At 39.5% G+C, this 17408-nt stretch carries 16 protein-coding genes; 8 read left to right on the forward strand and 8 right to left on the reverse strand.

The window, feature by feature from the left end; all coding sequences use genetic code 11:
• Positions 1-41 precede the first annotated feature (41 nt).
• Both CFY84_RS04530 and CFY84_RS04535 read left to right on the forward strand, forming a co-directional pair.
• Positions 42-506: an Lrp/AsnC family transcriptional regulator gene (locus CFY84_RS04530; protein WP_088822992.1), complete on the forward strand. Its 465-nt coding sequence runs from the start codon at positions 42-44 to the stop codon at positions 504-506.
• A gap of 138 nt (positions 507-644) precedes the next feature.
• Positions 645-1271: a YitT family protein gene (locus tag CFY84_RS04535; RefSeq protein WP_088822993.1), complete on the forward strand. Its 627-nt coding sequence runs from the start codon at positions 645-647 to the stop codon at positions 1269-1271.
• Positions 1272-1306: 35 nt separating this feature from the next.
• Here the strand turns inward: CFY84_RS04535 and pepD are convergent, their stop codons facing one another.
• From pepD to pheA, 3 genes are all read right to left on the reverse strand, one after another.
• On the reverse strand, positions 1307-2761 hold the full coding sequence (pepD, locus tag CFY84_RS04540) for a beta-Ala-His dipeptidase (protein WP_088822994.1): 1455 nt from the start codon (positions 2759-2761) through the stop codon (positions 1307-1309).
• Between the two features lie 135 nt (positions 2762-2896).
• Positions 2897-5137 (reverse strand): bifunctional prephenate dehydrogenase/3-phosphoshikimate 1-carboxyvinyltransferase, encoded by a 2241-nt coding sequence (locus CFY84_RS04545; RefSeq protein WP_088822995.1) that lies wholly within the window; start codon positions 5135-5137, stop codon positions 2897-2899.
• A 54-nt stretch (positions 5138-5191) separates the two neighbouring features.
• A complete protein-coding gene (gene pheA / locus CFY84_RS04550) occupies positions 5192-6295 on the reverse strand; it encodes a prephenate dehydratase (protein WP_088822996.1) in 1104 nt (367 codons plus the stop codon).
• 283 nt (positions 6296-6578) lie between these two features.
• On the opposite strand from pheA, the gene CFY84_RS04555 reads away from it, so the two are divergent.
• The gene (locus CFY84_RS04555) at positions 6579-7034 is read left to right on the forward strand and encodes an NUDIX domain-containing protein (protein WP_088822997.1); all 456 of its coding nucleotides are present in this window, start codon (positions 6579-6581) and stop codon (positions 7032-7034) included.
• A 155-nt stretch (positions 7035-7189) separates the two neighbouring features.
• Entirely contained in the window at positions 7190-8197 is a 1008-nt protein-coding gene (locus tag CFY84_RS04560; RefSeq protein WP_088822998.1) for a glycosyl transferase family protein, read from the forward strand.
• Here CFY84_RS04560 and CFY84_RS04565 read toward each other — a convergent pair whose 3' ends face one another.
• The gene (locus tag CFY84_RS04565) at positions 8198-8464 is read right to left on the reverse strand and encodes a YeaC family protein (protein WP_088822999.1); all 267 of its coding nucleotides are present in this window, start codon (positions 8462-8464) and stop codon (positions 8198-8200) included.
• Positions 8461-9375 carry an NAD(+) kinase gene (locus CFY84_RS04570; protein ID WP_088823000.1) on the reverse strand — a complete coding sequence of 305 codons (915 nt, stop codon included), beginning with the start codon at positions 9373-9375 and terminating at the stop codon, positions 8461-8463. The genes CFY84_RS04565 and CFY84_RS04570 overlap by 4 nt, the downstream gene beginning before the upstream one ends.
• A 188-nt stretch (positions 9376-9563) precedes the next feature.
• Here CFY84_RS04570 and mrcB point away from each other — a divergent pair, with 188 nt between their 5' ends.
• Both mrcB and CFY84_RS04580 read left to right on the forward strand, forming a co-directional pair.
• Positions 9564-11939, forward strand: coding sequence for a penicillin-binding protein 1B (gene mrcB, locus CFY84_RS04575; protein ID WP_088823001.1), 2376 nt, complete (start codon positions 9564-9566; stop codon positions 11937-11939).
• On the forward strand, positions 11936-12553 hold the full coding sequence (locus tag CFY84_RS04580; RefSeq protein ID WP_143218758.1) for a tetratricopeptide repeat protein: 618 nt from the start codon (positions 11936-11938) through the stop codon (positions 12551-12553). The genes mrcB and CFY84_RS04580 overlap by 4 nt, the downstream gene beginning before the upstream one ends.
• On the opposite strand, the gene CFY84_RS04585 is transcribed toward CFY84_RS04580, so the two are convergent.
• A complete protein-coding gene (locus CFY84_RS04585; RefSeq protein ID WP_088823003.1) occupies positions 12550-13449 on the reverse strand; it encodes an NUDIX domain-containing protein in 900 nt (299 codons plus the stop codon). The two genes, CFY84_RS04580 and CFY84_RS04585, sit on opposite strands and share 4 nt — an antisense overlap.
• A 131-nt stretch (positions 13450-13580) precedes the next feature.
• On the opposite strand from CFY84_RS04585, the gene hemP reads away from it, so the two are divergent.
• The gene (gene hemP / locus CFY84_RS04590) at positions 13581-13757 is read left to right on the forward strand and encodes a hemin uptake protein HemP (RefSeq protein WP_088823004.1); all 177 of its coding nucleotides are present in this window, start codon (positions 13581-13583) and stop codon (positions 13755-13757) included.
• A gap of 111 nt (positions 13758-13868) precedes the next feature.
• On the opposite strand, the gene CFY84_RS04595 is transcribed toward hemP, so the two are convergent.
• Positions 13869-15635, reverse strand: coding sequence for a GspE/PulE family protein (locus tag CFY84_RS04595; RefSeq protein ID WP_088823005.1), 1767 nt, complete (start codon positions 15633-15635; stop codon positions 13869-13871).
• 105 nt (positions 15636-15740) lie between these two features.
• Positions 15741-16451, reverse strand: a complete 711-nt coding sequence (gene tsaA / locus CFY84_RS04600) for a tRNA (N6-threonylcarbamoyladenosine(37)-N6)-methyltransferase TrmO (protein ID WP_088823006.1) — start codon at positions 16449-16451, stop codon at positions 15741-15743.
• Between the two features lie 100 nt (positions 16452-16551).
• On the opposite strand from tsaA, the gene CFY84_RS04605 reads away from it, so the two are divergent.
• Entirely contained in the window at positions 16552-17331 is a 780-nt protein-coding gene (locus tag CFY84_RS04605) for a ferredoxin--NADP reductase (RefSeq protein WP_088823007.1), read from the forward strand.
• Positions 17332-17408 lie beyond the last annotated feature (77 nt).

Here is a 17408-nt window from a genome sequence, read left to right on the forward strand (position 1 = left end):
ATCAAAACGCCCTTCTACTTTACATATGCAAGGTGCCTTTTATGAGCCAAAATTTAGACCATTACGACTATCAAATTATTCATCACTTACAACTCAACGGCCGTTTAAGCAACCAAGAACTGGCAGCACTGATCGGATTATCGACATCGCAATGCTCAAGACGTCGTATTTTATTAGAACAAAATAAAGTCATTGCTGGTTACTATGCACAGATTTCACCTGCTGCAAACCCAGTTCCCATCACAGGCATCATTGCGGTTAAAATTAATTATCATAATCATGACAGCTACACTAAATTCGTAGATCTCATTAGTACAAACCCAAATATCAAAGATATTTATAAAGTCACAGGAGATTATGATTTTTTATTTAATGTGGCTGTAAAAGATTTTAACGAAATGAGCTTACTGATCTCTCGGCTATCATCGAGTGATTTTTGTGTGAAAGACTTATATACATCGATTGTGCTTGAAAAACTAAAAGAAAATAATATTACTTATATTTAAGCCGTGACTTGCAACACATTACTGCCTTATGGCAATGAATAGGATATTTAACTTTATATTTTATAATAATAGCAACTTATCCTATAATGCAGACTTAATTTACATTATTCATGCATTTACTCGGTTAAGGCTTTATCAATGAACCAAAACATCTCGCCATCTGATCCAACCATTATAGATGCACATACACGCTTTGAAGATGTTTTGGCCATGTTGATCAGTACATTCATTTTGTCTTTTGCACTGAATTTATTGCAATTTTCACATATCATGACTGGTGGAACAGCAGGATTATCGTTATTGATTCATTATATGACGGGCTTAAAATTTGGAACTGCTTTTTTTCTGATTAATATTCCGTTTTATTATTTTGCTTATCGAAAAATGGGCATGGCATTGGTGGTGAAAACATTTATTGCTGTCGCCTTATTGTCTGTTTTTTCAGAACTCACGCCTCAGTTTATTCATATTGATGCACTCAATCCAGTTTACTCCACCATTATCGCCAATGTCATTATGGGAATTAGCTTTTTAATTTTATTTCGACATCGTTCAAGCTTAGGTGGAATTAATTTATTGGCTTTATTTATGCAAAGCCGTTACCAGATCCCTGCAGGTAAAATTCAAATGGGTATTGATCTCACGATTTTAGCTGCTTCTGCTTTTTTTATTCCATGGCAGATATTACTCATTTCGATGCTAGGCGCTGTGATTTTAAACTTCATCATTGCCATGAATCATAAAACCAGCCGTTATATTGCATAAATAAAAGCCACTGTATTTACAGTGGCCAAAAGAAATCACTCAACCAATAATAACGCTGCAGTTAAAAGCTGCCAACAATGAGCAACGCTTTCTACACGCACACGTTCACCTGGTGCATGTGCACCTTGAATATCAGGACCAAAAGAAACCATTTCTAAATGTGGGTAATGTTCAGCAATAATGCCACATTCAAGCCCTGCATGAATCACTTTAAGCTGAGGTTCAATATGAAATGCTGTTTGATAGGCACGCTGTAAACATTGCAATGCAGCAGACTGAGGGTTTGGTGTCCAACCAGATACCAAGGGTGTCAACTCCGCATCAATATGATGTTGCTGAAAATGTTGCACAATATGCTGCGCAAGTTTTGCAGCTTCAGCATTGACCATGGATCGTACCATGATTTTTGCTGTAGCAGATGCCTGTGTAAGGGCTATCATTCCAATATTATTTGATGTTTCTACCACATCATCTAATACATCACTCATGCGATCAATACCATATGGACAGGTTGCTAAAGCACTTAACCATGCGTGCTGATCCATCTGACTCATGACATGTTGAGGTGCTGTTGTCACAGGCGTCAACTCAATCTTTAAACCATCATCAATCTGCTGTAAATCATGGTGCCAATGACGCAAATGCTGTTCAATCTGCTGCTCTAATGCATCCACATGTTGTGGATCAATTGCAATAATGGCATGTGCTTCACGTGGAATGGCATTACGCGCTGTGCCCCCAATAAATTCAGCCACATAAATATCATCAGTTAAATAATGAAGTAATTGCGCTAAAATCACATTGGCATTGCCTCGACCTAAATGAATATCAACCCCTGAATGCCCACCTTTTAATCCATGTACTTGAATTTCAAACCATGAAGCATGGCTTGGTGCTGTGATATAAGCCGTCTGTTTAGATAACTCAACATCTTGACTGCCTGCACAACCAAGATACAGCTCACCCCACTCTTCTGTATCCATATTAAAAAGCCATTGACCTTGAAGCATATTGCTTGCAAGCTCTCGTGCCCCACTCATGCCTGCTTCTTCGTCAACGGTCAGCAATACTTCAATCGGGCCATGTTCTAAAGTTTGACTTTCTAATACAGCCAAAGCCAATGCCACACCAATCCCATTGTCTGCACCTAATGTGGTATTTTTAGCAATAAGCCATCCATCTTCTAAAACAGCTTGAATAGGATCTCGATTAAAATCATGGATAGTATTACGGTTGGCTTGGGTCACCATGTCTAAATGACCTTGTAAAATTACACCTGGTCGATCTTCACGGCCTGTTGTGGCAGGTTTACGAATTACCACATTTCCAATAGCATCTACTTGAGTTTCAAGCTCAAGTTGTTGTGCCCATGCCAATATATGATCACGTAATACATGTTCTTGTTTGGATGGCCGAGGAATACGACATAACATTGCAAATTGGTTCCATACAATTGATGGCTGCAAGCTCGATATATCAAATGATGTCATAAGTTCCTCATTTTTAAATTAAATAGTCATTCAACTAGATTAAAACAATTTCGAATACTTCAGGGATTAAGTGAACTATTCACAACAAAAAACCAGAGCGAACTCTGGCTTTTTAATTCAATTTACACAGTACAATTAACCAATGGTTTGAATCGCTAATCCAGCTTCATTGGCAAGCTGAGTAAATGTTGGAAAACTCGTTGCCACTGTTTCAGTACCATGGATGGTTACGACATCAGATGCACGTAATCCTGCAATACTAAAACTCATCGCAATACGATGATCATGATGTGACTCAACATCTGCGCCTGTAAAGATTGGTGACCAATCACCAGATTTTCCTTTACCTTCAATAATAATGCCGTCAGGTGTTGCTGTACAGTCAATTCCCATCGCTTGTAAACCATCTACCATGACTTGAATACGGTCAGATTCTTTTACACGCAACTCAGCAGCACCTGTCAGTACAGTCTTGCCTTCCGCACATGATGCCGCAACAAATAATGCTGGAAATTCATCAATTGCCAAAGGTACTTGGTCTTCAGGAATATGAATACCTCTTAGCGTGCGCGTGCCACGAATACGAATATCTGCAATTGGCTCACCACCTGCAATACGCTCATTTGCCACAGCAATGTCTGCACCCATGTGCTTTAGAATTTCGATCACCCCAGTACGCGTTGGGTTAATACCAACAGCCTCTAAAGTAATATCTGAATCTTCAGTAATGGCTGCACCTACCATAAAGAAAGCAGCCGATGAAATATCAGATGGCACTTGAATATTGGTTCCAACTAAACGTCCACCACCGATCAAACTGATTCTATTGCCTTCAGTTTTCACGTCATAACCAAAGGCACGCAACATGCGTTCTGTGTGATCACGCGTTGGCTCTGGTTCTGTAACAGATGTTTCACCTTCAGCCCATAATCCAGCCAATAAAATACCTGATTTTACTTGTGCAGATGCCATTGGTAAGTCGTAATGAATTCCTTTAAGTGCTTGCGCACCAACCAAACTAATCGGTGGTGTACCACGTTCACCCGTGGTTTGAATTTGGGCACCCATTAAACGTAATGGTTTAGCAATACGCTCCATTGGGCGTTTAGACAATGAAGCGTCTCCGATCATCACTGAATCAAACTGCTGCGCAGAAAGTATGCCTGAAAGTAGACGAATACTGGTCCCTGAGTTGCCCATATCTAGTGGCTTACCTGCAGGTTTTAAACCTGACATGCCAACACCATGAATGGTTACTTCACCTTGGTTTGGACCTTCAATTTTTACACCCATGTCTTTAAATGCTTGCAATGTGGCTAACGCATCTTCACCTTCTAAGAATCCTGTCACATGCGTTGTACCTTCTGCAATTGCACCAAACATAATTGAACGATGCGATACAGATTTATCACCAGGTACAGAGAAAGTCCCCTGAAAGCGATGTTTTTGAGGCAATATGGTAAATTTTTGAGTCACCTGTTCTTTCTCCATCACAGTGTGTTTACTAAGCATATAATTAAAATGTTGACGCGCAGCTTGTGCATTTTTTAATAATCCCATTAACGCTTGCGAGTTATCTGTGTCTATTAAATGTCGTATGGTTTTAAGCTGCGCTTCAAAACCATCTACAGCGCTTAAAATCGCTGTTTTGTTGGCAAAGAAAATGTCATGCCACATCTGAGGATCAGAAGCAGCAATGCGAGAAAAATCGCGAAAGCCGCCTGCTGCATACCTAAAAATGTCTAAATTATCTTGTCTACTGGCCAATTGCTCGACCAAATTAAAAGCCATTAAATGGGGCAAATGACTGGTATGTGCTAATACTTCATCATGCTGATCGACCCCCATACAAATCACTTCAGCATCTGCCGCTTGCCACAATTGTGTTAACTTTTGAACAGCCCATGATGCGCTGCTGTCTAAAGGCGTAAGAATCACTTTATGATGTGCAAATAAATCAACTTTACCTGCATGCACACCCGTATGCTCACTGCCAGCAATCGGATGGCCTGGTACAAAACCTATCGGTAAATCTGAACCAAACACAGCTTGTGCTGCACGTACAACATTGCCTTTGGTACTGCCAACATCTGTCAAAATAACATCTTTAGACAAATAAGGTTTGATCTGCACAAGCACTTTTTCTGTGGCTTGTACAGGCAATGCTAAAACGACCAAATCGGCATCTCGCACAGCATCAATTGGATTGCTATAACCCTCGTGAATCAATCCCAATGCCTTTGCATCATTTAATGTTTGTATTGAACGTGTGGATGCAACCACATGGTCTGCTAAGCTTCGTGCTTGGATGACACGTGCCAAACTTGAACCAATTAACCCCAATCCAATAAACGCGACTTTCTTAAATCGTGGCATACCCTCACCTTACTGTATTCATGTTAAAACTTGTCCTTTTAAGCAGTTCGCCCGTTATAATACGGCAACAGGATAAGATCCTAATACACGAAGCTCTTTTGCAAAGGGACGAATTTCATCAATGGCAGCACGGATATGCTCTTGTTCAATATGGCCTTCTAAGTCGACAAAAAAGACATAAGTCCATTTTTCATTTAATGCAGGTCGGGTTTCAATACTGGTCAAACTAATATTATTTTTTGCAAATGGCGCAAGAATATTCAGTAATGCACCAGCACGATTATGCGCAGAAATTAATAATGATGTTTTATCATTGCCACTGGCTGGAATTTTTTCACGTCCAATCACTAAAAAACGAGTGATGTTTTCTGGATTGTCTTCAATATTATGGTGTAAAACTTCTAAATTATACGTATTCGCAGCAATATCAGATGCGATTGCTGCTGAATGCCATTCTGTACGTATACGGCGTGCTGCCTCTGCATTCGAGCTTAAAGCCACACGTTCGGCGCCAGGATAATGAACATCTAACCATTGACGGCACTGTGCAAGCGCTTGTTGGTGCGCATAAATTTGTTTAATGCTGTCTTTACGAGTGTGTTCTGACACCATGAACTGATGATGAATACGTAATTCAACTTCACCAATCACATTTAAATTGGATGATTTAAAACAATCCAAAGTATGGTTAACCACACCTTCGGATGAATTTTCCACAGGAACAACACCATAATGTGCACTGCCTGCTTCAACATCACGAAAAATTTCATCAATAGTAGTGACAGGACGAACCACAGCATCTTGACCAAAATGCTTTAATGCAGCAGATTGAGTAAATGTGCCCTCTGGTCCTAAAAAAGCTATACTTTGTGGCGCTTCTAACGCCAAACACGCGGACATAATTTCGCGAAACAAACGTGCAACTGTCGTGTCAGACAATGGACCTTCATTCCGCTCCATCACACGGCGTAATACTTGTGCTTCTCGTTCTGGGCGATAAAACAAAGGGTTTTCTTCTTGAGCAAACTTAGCATGTGCTACTGTTTCTGCAAGTCGTGCACGTTTGTTCAGCAATTCATGAATTTGTATATCTACACTATCAATATCTGAACGGATTTGACTTAAATCAAGAGAAGTCCTTTGATTATCATGACTCATATAAGTCGCCCTATTATAGTATCCAAAATATTATGTCTAAGTATAACCATATTCAAATCATAAGTGCTATTTCCATCTCATGAAAATCAATCTTTGTTCATAACACAAATCTATGAATTATTATTAGAAATTGACTTACTTACTCAATCAAAAAGGTCTTATTTTTATCTCATTAAGATATCCATCGCTTAAACAGATCAAGTATTCTCATTTAAGCATCAAATCTATATATTGCAAAAATCACGTTAAATCATGATATTTAAAGCTAAAATGAGATCATTTTATGAAACCATCCAATAAATCAGACATACTTTTTTACGCAGATAATGAATATCGTTTTTCAGTAAGATGCTGTGTCTTTCTTAAAAATGAAAAAGGTGATTTTTTAGTTCAAAAAAAGAAAAGTGATGACTTAGATAGCTGGGCTCTTCTTGGAGGGAAACTCAAAATTGGGGAAAAAACCATCAACTGTGTAATTCGTGAAATCAGAGAAGAATTTGGTGTAAACACTTTTAACCATCATTTTTTGGGTGTGATAGAACAAGACTTATTTATTTCTGATCAACGAATCCATGAGCATAATTATATTTACAGTGCTGCTTTCTTAGGAGATATTATACTTCATGATGAAACACTTGAATGGAAGTGGCTATCTATGTGTGAAATACATACTATTAAGCCAAAGAATTGTTCACTTTTATTGAATAACACTTCATCTATGATCTCAAATGGGTTTTAACATAAAAAGATATTCACAAAACCCACTTATCACACCATAACGATCTATTATAAAATTTAAAACCAATTACCCTACTCAGCGTCTAGAGCATGGTTTGATTGAACTAAAACGTACATGCTATATTGCTTATAGTCGTCATTACACATGAATCATCAATGAACAATAAACGTAATATCTATCAAGATCTTGAGCACCATTTTGCACAATATATTCGTATTATTGGCAAAGGAAAAACAGGTGCCCGTTCATTAACTTATGATGAGGCATACCATGCATTTTCTTTCATCTTAAAAAAAGAAGTGCTTGACGTGCAAATTGGCGCTTTTTTAATGCTACTTCGCGTTAAAGAAGAGTCTATAGATGAATTAGCAGGTTTTGTACAAGCCACCAAAGACCAATTACAGTTTAAATCTCTTACTGTCGATTTAGATTGGCCATCTTATGCAGGAAAGCGAAAGCATTACCCGTGGTTTTTACTTGCAGCACTGACTTTAGCACATCATGGTTATCGCATTGTTATGCATGGTGCTGCAGGCCATACTTTAAATCGGGTCTATACTGAACATGTTTTAGAATACTTAGGCTATCCTATAAGCCAAACAGAGGATGATGTCGCAAAGCAACTCAATGAACGCCATTTTGCTTATTTGCCGCTTTATGCATTATCGCCTGTTTTGGATGAATTAATTGGTTTACGAAATGTGATGGGTTTACGCTCTCCAATCCATACATTGGCACGACTGATTAACCCGTTTGACGCACAAGCCACTTTACAATCGATATTTCATCCAGCCTATCGTACATCGCATCAACATGCTGCATTTAAATTGGGCTATCAAAATAGTGCCGTGATTAAAGGTGAAGGTGGTGAATTTGAGCGTAATCCCGATGCCAAAACCTTAATTTGTGGTATTCGTGATGGCGAGCTCTATGAACATGAATTGCCAAAATTAACAGCAGCGCGCAGCGAAACTGAAGAGTCGCTTGACCTTGAGCAATTTAAAGCGGTATGGGAAGGTCAACAGTCACATGAATATGGTGAAACTGCCGTGGTTGAAACCATGGCAATTGCATTATATAGCATGAAAAAAGCCACATCCTTTGATGAGGCACTTTCAATGGCTGAAGAATTATGGCAAAAGCGTTTAGAGATCAAACATTGATTAAGTAAATCGAATCGGTTGGGTGGTATATGTTAACGCATCGTCGTCACATACATCACCTTCGGTTTTATGTCCTTTATCAATATAACCTGTGCGTTCTTCGGCAGGCAGATGTGTATATTCCCATGCCAATACAGCTTGTAAACACACTTCACGCTGTTGCTCAGTTAATGCCACGCCATTTGGCCATTTACCAATTTCTACGGCTGTTTTTAAGCGTTGCACCACTTCTGGGTCAAGCACCTCAAGAATTTTGTCAATATTCATAGATCGTCCTCTTGATTCATCGCCTCAAAGTCTTGATTCCACCCCAACTTCGTGCGACATGACATATAAAAATCATAACCTGGCGGGTGTAATAAATTCAGTTTATATGGGTATTTACGAATATGCAGTGCTTCATCATCATTTAATGAAATACTTGGTAAACCATCTGCACTGACCATTGGCATCCAACGTGTATCCCGCGTAGTAATTTTAATTTCACTTTGATCCCCAACAATAATTGGGCGAGAAGACAAGGTATGTGGATGCATCGGTACTAGGGCAATTGCGTCCATGCTTGGATGAATAATTGGTCCACCGCCTGAAAGTGCATAAGCTGTCGAACCTGTCGGTGTGGCAATAATTAACCCGTCGCTATGTTGTCGGTAGACAAAATGATGATCAATCTCAAGCTCAAAATCAATCATGTGTACTGACTTGCCTGAGTGTAAAACAATATCGTTTAAGGCAATTGCATGATACAGGCTGTCACCTTTTGGTGTACGAATATCGAGTTCAAGTAAAAAACGGCGATCAAGAATAAAATCCCCTTGTAAAACCTGATCTAGTTTTTGAATCACTTCTGATGGATTAATGTCCGTTAAAAAGCCCAATCGACCACGGTTTACCCCCACCACAGGTGTATTGTGTTTGACTAAAGCGCGGGCAGCATGGAGTAATGAACCATCGCCACCGACCACAATAGCCAAGTCCACCACTTCCCCCATTTTTTGGCGGCTCACGGTTTGACAATCTGTATATGGAACCAACAATGCTGTGTCTTGCTCAAAAATCGGATGCAGCCCTAAGCTGACCAAATGCTCATAAATTAAACACAAAGTGGTGACCACTGAGTTTTTATCTGGACGGCCAATTAAACCAATATTGCGAAACGACTTATGCGATATTTTCACTCAATTAACGCTCCATATGGGGGGTTTACTCTACAATTGCATGTAATCATGCTGGAAAAAACACTGAATTCGTTGATTAAATACGTTTTTAATCGATAGTTTTTTGTATTGGTAGCACAAATACCATTGCAAATTTAAGAAAAGATTCGCATGATTATGAGGTTTCTTTTGATAGCTTATCACCTTTTATGAAGTCGCAACGTGGTCTTGGTTTTTTTCTAGTTATCTTTTTCATACTAGTCATCGTTGGGTTTATTGCCTTTAGTATCTATATTGTTCGCTTGGATAGCGTGATTCGTTCAAAATTTGAAGGACAGCGTTGGGATATCCCAGCCAAGGTCTATGCGCGTCCACTTGAAATTTATAATCAGGCGCCTGTCAGTGAAGCAAATTTTTTGCAAGAACTCAATATGCTCGGCTATAAAAAAGCTGACAGCTATGCACAACCAGGCAACTTTGTTTTAAATGGCAATAAAGTCTTTGTTCATACACGTGGTTTTGATTTTGGTGACAGTACCGAAGCTGAACAAATTTTAAATTTAACCTTTGCACAAGATCAAATTATTGATGTCCAAACCACCAAACCTTCAGAAACAGGACTGACACGTCTTGAACCATTGCTGATTGGTGGAATTTACCCACAACATAATGAAGACCGTGTACTGATTAAACTAGATGCTGTGCCTAAGCCACTGATTGATGCGCTCATTGCGACAGAAGATCGTGACTTTTATACGCATCATGGTATTTCATTCCGTGGCACCGCACGTGCTGTTTTAAGCAATGTGACGGGAGGTCGTCGCCAAGGTGGTTCAACCTTGACACAACAGTTGGTCAAAAATTTCTTTTTATCTCCTGAACAAACTTACAAACGAAAAATTAATGAAGCGTTGATGTCTGTCTTGCTTGAAATGCATTACAGCAAAGATGAAATTTTAGGCACCTATTTAAATGAAGTGCATTTAGGTCAAAATGGTAACTATTCAATTAATGGTTATGGCCTTGCTGCACAGTTTTATTTTGGTTTGCCTTTACGTGAACTCAATATTGCCCAACAAGCCTTTTTAGTTGGTCTTGTTCAAGGTCCATCATTTTATAATCCATGGCGCAATCCTGAACGTGCTAAAGAACGTCGCGATTTAGTGCTAAATAATATGTTGGTTATGGGTAAATTAAGCCAAGATGAATATGACCGTGAAATTGCCCGACCACTTGGCGTGATTGATAAGCCATCGTTGGGACCAACACGTTTCCCTGACTTTATGGACATTGTGCGTCGTCAACTCCGTGCTGAATATCAAGAATCAGACCTAACAAATCAAGGTTTAAAAATATTCACGACCCTTGACCCTGTTGCGCAAACCAATGCACAAAATGCATTTAAACAAAGTGTGAGTGCGCTTTCAGCACGTAATCCAAAATACTTAACCGATTTACAAGGTGCTGTGTTAATTCAGCGCCCTGAAAATGGTGAGTTGGTTGCGGTGGTTGGTTCATCGCAAGAATTCACAGGATTTAACCGTGCACTTGATGCAAAACGTCAGGTCGGTTCTTTGTTAAAGCCTGTGATTTATCTTGATGCAATTCAATCAGGTCAGTTCAATTGGGCAACCTTAATTCCTGATACCAGCATCAGCATTACAGGCAATGGTAAAACATGGACCCCGAAAAACTACAGCGGTGGTGAACATGGCATGGTTCCGATGGTACAAGCCTTAGAACATTCATATAACTTAGCTGCTGTACGAATGGGTCAAACCTTTGGTGTACCTGCATTTGCCAATAATTTGCAAAAGTTTGGTGTAACTAGTCCAATTCCACCTTATCCATCTGCATTCTTAGGTGCAGTAAATATGTCGCCAATGGAAGTGCTTAGCATTTATGGCAACTTTGCAACCGGTGGCTTTAAATACCCAACCAAATCAATCCGCTCTGTGATTGATCAAAATGGACGTATTTTAGATCGTTATAATCTTGAAGTGCAGCAAACGATTGCTCCAGCAGATGCTTATATTTTAAATTATGGCTTACAAGCCGTCATGAATTCAGGTACAGGACAATCTGCTTATCGTAGTTTATCGCCAAGTTTAAACTTAGCAGGTAAGTCAGGTACCACCAATGATACACGTGACTCTTGGTTTGCAGGCTATTCAGGCAATTATGTCGCTGTGGTATGGCTTGGCTTAGACAACAATAAAATCACGGGTTTAACAGGTTCATCAGGTGCATTGCCTGTTTGGACCAATGTAATGAAGCAATTGCAACAAGAGCCTGTCAATATCAAACAGCCTGAAGATGTACAATGGCAATGGATTGATTCTCCAACAGGTGTGCTGTCAGCTCAAGGCTGTCCAAATGCAATGTATGTGCCTTTGCTTGCTAGCCGAGTTCCAGATCAAGCCACTGCATGTGCTTTGCCAAATTATACACCTGCGGCTAATCCAGATGCATCTGCACCTGCAACAACATCAGATGATCCGCTTGAGCGCTTAATTTATGAAACTGAGCCACAAGCTACGCCATCAAATACAAAAATTATTTCATCAGGCAGTTCTAACGAATGAGAAATTATATCAACATTAAATTGACTATGACCGCAGCGATGGCTGTGGCTTTGGTCGGGTGTGGTCAATTTCGGACACCACCCACAGTACCAACGCCACACCGACCACATGAGGTGGTTCAAGAACCAACGGTTCAGCCACCAGAAAAAAATGACAGTGGCGTTCAAGTGACTCCTTATGACATAGGCGAAATCAAAAAAGAGTCATTACCTGCACCAACCACAACAGTCGTTGTACCACGACCTCAGCCCCGCCCTGTCACAGGTAATTCATCCACAGCACAGCAGCCTGCACAGCCACCTGCATTTGTGCGATTAATTAGTCAGGCGCAGCAAGCGGTCAATCAACAAAACTTAGATAAAGCACAGCATCTTGCATCACAAGCACAACGCATTTCTCCGCAAGCGGCAGAAAGTTATTCGGTGCTGTCTCAAGTGGCACTACAAAAGAATAATTTACCGCAAGCGCAATCTTTGGCACAACGTGGAATCAGTTTGGCCAATGATGCAAATACCAAAAAACAGTTGTGGCATGTGGTTTTACAAACAGCTCAGCGACAAAACAATATGAGCATGATTGAAAAAGCTCAAAATGCATTGGCAAGCTTGCCTTAATGTGTAAATCCTGAAATGCCAGCAACGCCATAGGCCTGACACTGTTTAATCTGTGTCAGGTCTTTTGCTTTTAAGCCCCCCAATCCATAGACCAAAAGATGGCTTTTAGCTGTAATTGTTGCTAATCCATCAAACCCAATCGGCTTGGCATCAGGATGGGTGGCTGTAGCTTGAACAGGGCTAATCAATACAGCTTCACAACCTAAATTTTGGGCAAACTGTACAGCCTTTAAGTCATGGCATGCTGCAATATATTTTGCGCCCATTAACAAGTCTTCTCGCTTTAATGTATAGAGCTGATTTTGTCGTATATGAATGGCTGCAAGCTGTTTTTGTGCTTCAGGCAACAGTTGAATGGCATACGCCCAATTGATCATTAATTTTGAATAATGTGTAACGTCAATTGCCTTCATATTGACATCATCTGAGTGATTTGGGCGGTAATAAAATAAGTGGTTCGGTGGTAAATGCGTCATAGCATTGAGGTCTGCGCTGATTTGAATCAGTGGTGGCCATTGTAAACGTTTAATGACAGCTTGGTTGGCTTTGGGAAATTTGAACTCACTCAAACGCTCTCGCTCACACCAAAACCATGGCGATTGGATCTGCGATCGTAAGGTATCGTCAATATAAGCATAAAAAAAATGCAATTGCACAATGACATCATCGTATTCGTGTTGCATGTAATCCCAAGGCAGCCAATCGCTAATGTCAACACCAACTTCTTCTTTTATTTCACGCCGACATGCATCTTCAGGACGCTCATGAAGATCTATTTTGCCGCCCGGAAATTCATATTTGTTACCTTGGTGTTGATGTGCCTGCCGAAAACCCACCAACACACATGCATGTGAAAATAATAAGCCAATAGCGACCCGTACAATCGGTTTTGACATCAAAGATCTCCTTAAAAATCGGTGTACACAATGTCGAACATTTTTGCAAAAAATGCATGAAATTGCATTGACAGCATTACTCGATAATGATTATCATTTAAATCGTTAGATCATCCCACGGAGAACGAAAAATGAACGCACCTTTTAATTTATTTACACGCAGCACAAGCAACGAATCAATTCAAACATTGCCAATGCTTCACTCTAATAATTTATTTGCGCTTGGTCGCGAAATTCGCATTATGCATGCAGGGGAAGAATACCGTTTAAGATTAACGCGTAACAATCGTCTAATTTTAACCAAATAATTTAAGTTTAACCGATCTAGGCTTGCGTCTATTCAATAATAAAACGTGGACATAAGCAGTACACTTTTAAAGTGACTGCTTATATTAAATCTTGATCTTATCAAGATTTTTTCATGAACTTAAAGGCACAACACGAAGCACTTCTTCCATAGAAGTTGCCCCTGCAATGACTTTTCGAATACCTGCAATACGAAGTGGTTCTACCCCATCGGACTTAGCTTGCTGCTTAATTTCAATTAACGATGCATCATCACCAATTAATTGTTTGAGCTTTAAAGACACAGGCATAAACTCATATATCCCAATACGACCTTTGTATCCTGTATAGCGACAGATTTTACAACCTTTAGCTTGATAAATATTGGTTGGACACTCAATATCATAGCCGACTGCCAATTGCTGCCACATCTCTTGATTTACCGTCACTTCTTGCTTACAACGGCATAATGTTCTCACCAATCGTTGTGCTAAAACACCCAATAATGTTGCTGCACTTAAAAATGGTTGAATACCTAAATCATGTAAGCGCATTAAACTTGAGGGTGCATCATTGGTATGTAGCGTAGATAACACCAAATGTCCTGTTAATGCCGCTTGGATCGCCATATCTGCAGTTTCACGGTCACGAATCTCCCCCACCATCATAATATCGGGGTCCTGCCGCATCATGGCACGAATGCCTTCTGCAAAGCCAAGCTCAATGGTAGGATTGACTTGCATTTGATTAAAGCTGCCTTCGAGCATTTCAATCGGATCTTCAATACTGCATACATTCACACTGTCTTGTGCCAACTGCTTAAGCGATGAATATAATGTCGTGGTTTTACCTGAGCCTGTAGGGCCTGTCACCAAAATGATGCCATGGCTATGTTGTGTAAGCGTATTCCATTGCGACAATAAATGCGGATCAAATCCCAATTGCTCAAAATTACGCACCAATACTTCAGGGTCAAAAATACGAAGTACAATCTTTTCACCAAATGCAGTCGGTAATGTGGCCAATCGAAGTTCTGTTTCAATTCCTTTAGGCGTACGTGTTTTAATTCGGCCATCTTGTGGTTTACGCTTTTCAGCCACATTCATCCGACCTAAAATTTTCATACGTGCAATTACAGCACCAAGTGTACTGACAGGCATATGATAAATGGTGTGTAAAATACCATCGATACGAAAGCGAACTTTACTTTTGTCTGGGCGTGGCTCTAAATGAATATCGCTTGCGCCTTGTTCAAACGCAAACTGTAAAATCCAATCTACCAATTTCACAATATGCTGATCATTGGCATCTGGATTTTGAATATCACCAATTTCTAAAACTGATTCTGTACGGACATCATTACTTTGATTCTTTTCCGAAAATGTAACTGCACGACTTACCCGATAATATTCAACCAAATAACGCTTTAAATGTTCTGGGTTCAATAAAACAGGTTTAACACGGCGGGGACGAATACTTTGCTCAAGATTCTCAACCCACTCTGAAAAGAAAGGTTGATCTGTCCCGACCAAAACATAATCATCTTCTGTACCCACAGCCAAAATATTATTACGCAAGGCAAATTCTTCTGACATGGATTGTGTTAAAGCGGCCACATCTGAGTTTAGCGGATCAATCGTAAATAATGGCATTTGGCTGCGCTTAGACAGCCAAGCGGTTAACACATCTAAAGTGAGTACATCCTGCGTTTGGCAATGCTTTAATTTAAACTGTGCTATCCATTGTAAAGGATGCCAAGCCATGCTTTCTTTATTACGATGAGAGGTTTGTACTAAAATTTTATCTTTTTCAGAAATAATATTCGCTTGTAATAACTCACCTAAACACCACTGCAAATCAATAAAAAATGAATACTGTTGTGATGATGATTTTTGATACATAGTGACCCCAAAAAATAAAACCAAAACGGTTTGAATGAAATGTGCTGATTATGTGATACCGCATTTTATAAAGCACAGATGCTGTTCTAAATTACAACGGATTGGCTAGAGTTCCAAAGAAATAATCATAATTTGTGTTACGTTGACTGTAAACTTCACATTGAACGCTGCAAAATGCATTCCATAGACACGTGTCTCATCATGATGATATGCCGGTGTTGGATCTAAAGCTAAAACTTGTTCTAATGTTTTAAAATCAACTGCATTTGGGTGTAACGTTTCGATTTGTTCTCGTTGTTCTAAAGCAGCAGTTGACCAAAATACTTGCTTAGATATGGGCGGCTGATCAGCATATGCAGATGTCGCATGGGGTATTGAGTCTGAATATTTAATATATGGCTTAATATCAATAATCGGGGTGCCATCAACCAAGTCACTGCCTGTCACATACAACCTCACGCTTTTGCCATCGTGCTCTAAACGCTGAAACGTCACCACTGACAAGCCAATGGGTGCAGGTCGATACATGCTGCGTGTGGCAAAAACACCTATTTTATCATTTCCGCCCAAACGCGGTGGACGCACTTGGGTTCTAAATGACTGATCTTTATTCTCTTTATTTTGATGAAAATGCCAAAGCAGCCACAAATGACTAAATGCCTCAATACCATCAAAAGCCTGCATATTATGATAAGGCGGTATAAATTCAATATATGTTTCGACTTCAACCAAATTGGGCTGACGCGGAATACCAAATTTTTCACGGAAAGGTGAATGCATTTTTCCGATAATTGGGAGTTCAATTGAGCTGTTCATCACTTTTTCTTATAAAGACAATTAAATATATTCAGTTTATCGGCATTAAAATTAGATTAATATAGATAACAATTTTTATTATACGTCGTTGGACTTTTGAATGGCAGCTTTTAACGTTGAACGTATTACAGACGTTCACCATTGGAATGAAACTTTATTTAGTTTCAAAACCACACGTGACCAAAGTTTACGATATAAGAATGGTCAATTCGTAATGATTGGCTTACAAGTCAATGGCAAGCCACTGATGCGCGCATATTCAATTGCAAGCGCAAACTATGAAGAAGAGCTTGAGTTTTTTTCGATTAAAGTACAAGACGGCCCATTAACGTCAATCTTACAAAAAGTACAAGTGGGCGATGAGATTTTAATCTCAAAAAAACCAACAGGTACTCTAGTTCATGATGACCTGTTACCAGGTAAAAATTTATACCTTTTATCTTCAGGAACAGGACTTGCACCGTTCTTATCGATTATTCGTGATCCTGAAACCTATGAACGCTTTGAAAAAGTGATTGTGGTACATGGCACGCGTTTTGTCAGTGAACTTGCATACCAAGATTTAATTTTAAATGAATTACCAAATCATGAATTCTTCCAAGAACTTGGTATTCAAGATAAATTAGTCTATTACCCAACCGTAACACGTGAAGACTTTCATACCCAAGGCCGTGTAACAACAGCCATTGAAACAGGTGAGTTATTTGAAAAAATTGGCTTACCACGTTTTAACCGTGAAACTGACCGTGCAATGTTATGTGGTAGCCCATCATTCTTAAAAGATGTGGCACTACTGCTTGACCAACATGGTTTAAAAGAATCACCACGTATGGGTGAAATGGGCGATTATGTGATTGAACGTGCTTTCGTTGAAAAGTAATTCAATTTAATTTAAATAAACCGGTGCAATTGCGCCGGTTTATTTTTATGCCTTTGATAAATTGTTAAAATGACTTG

This window comes from Acinetobacter apis (genome assembly GCF_900197575.1).
GTDB classification, from domain to species: domain Bacteria; phylum Pseudomonadota; class Gammaproteobacteria; order Pseudomonadales; family Moraxellaceae; genus Acinetobacter; species Acinetobacter apis.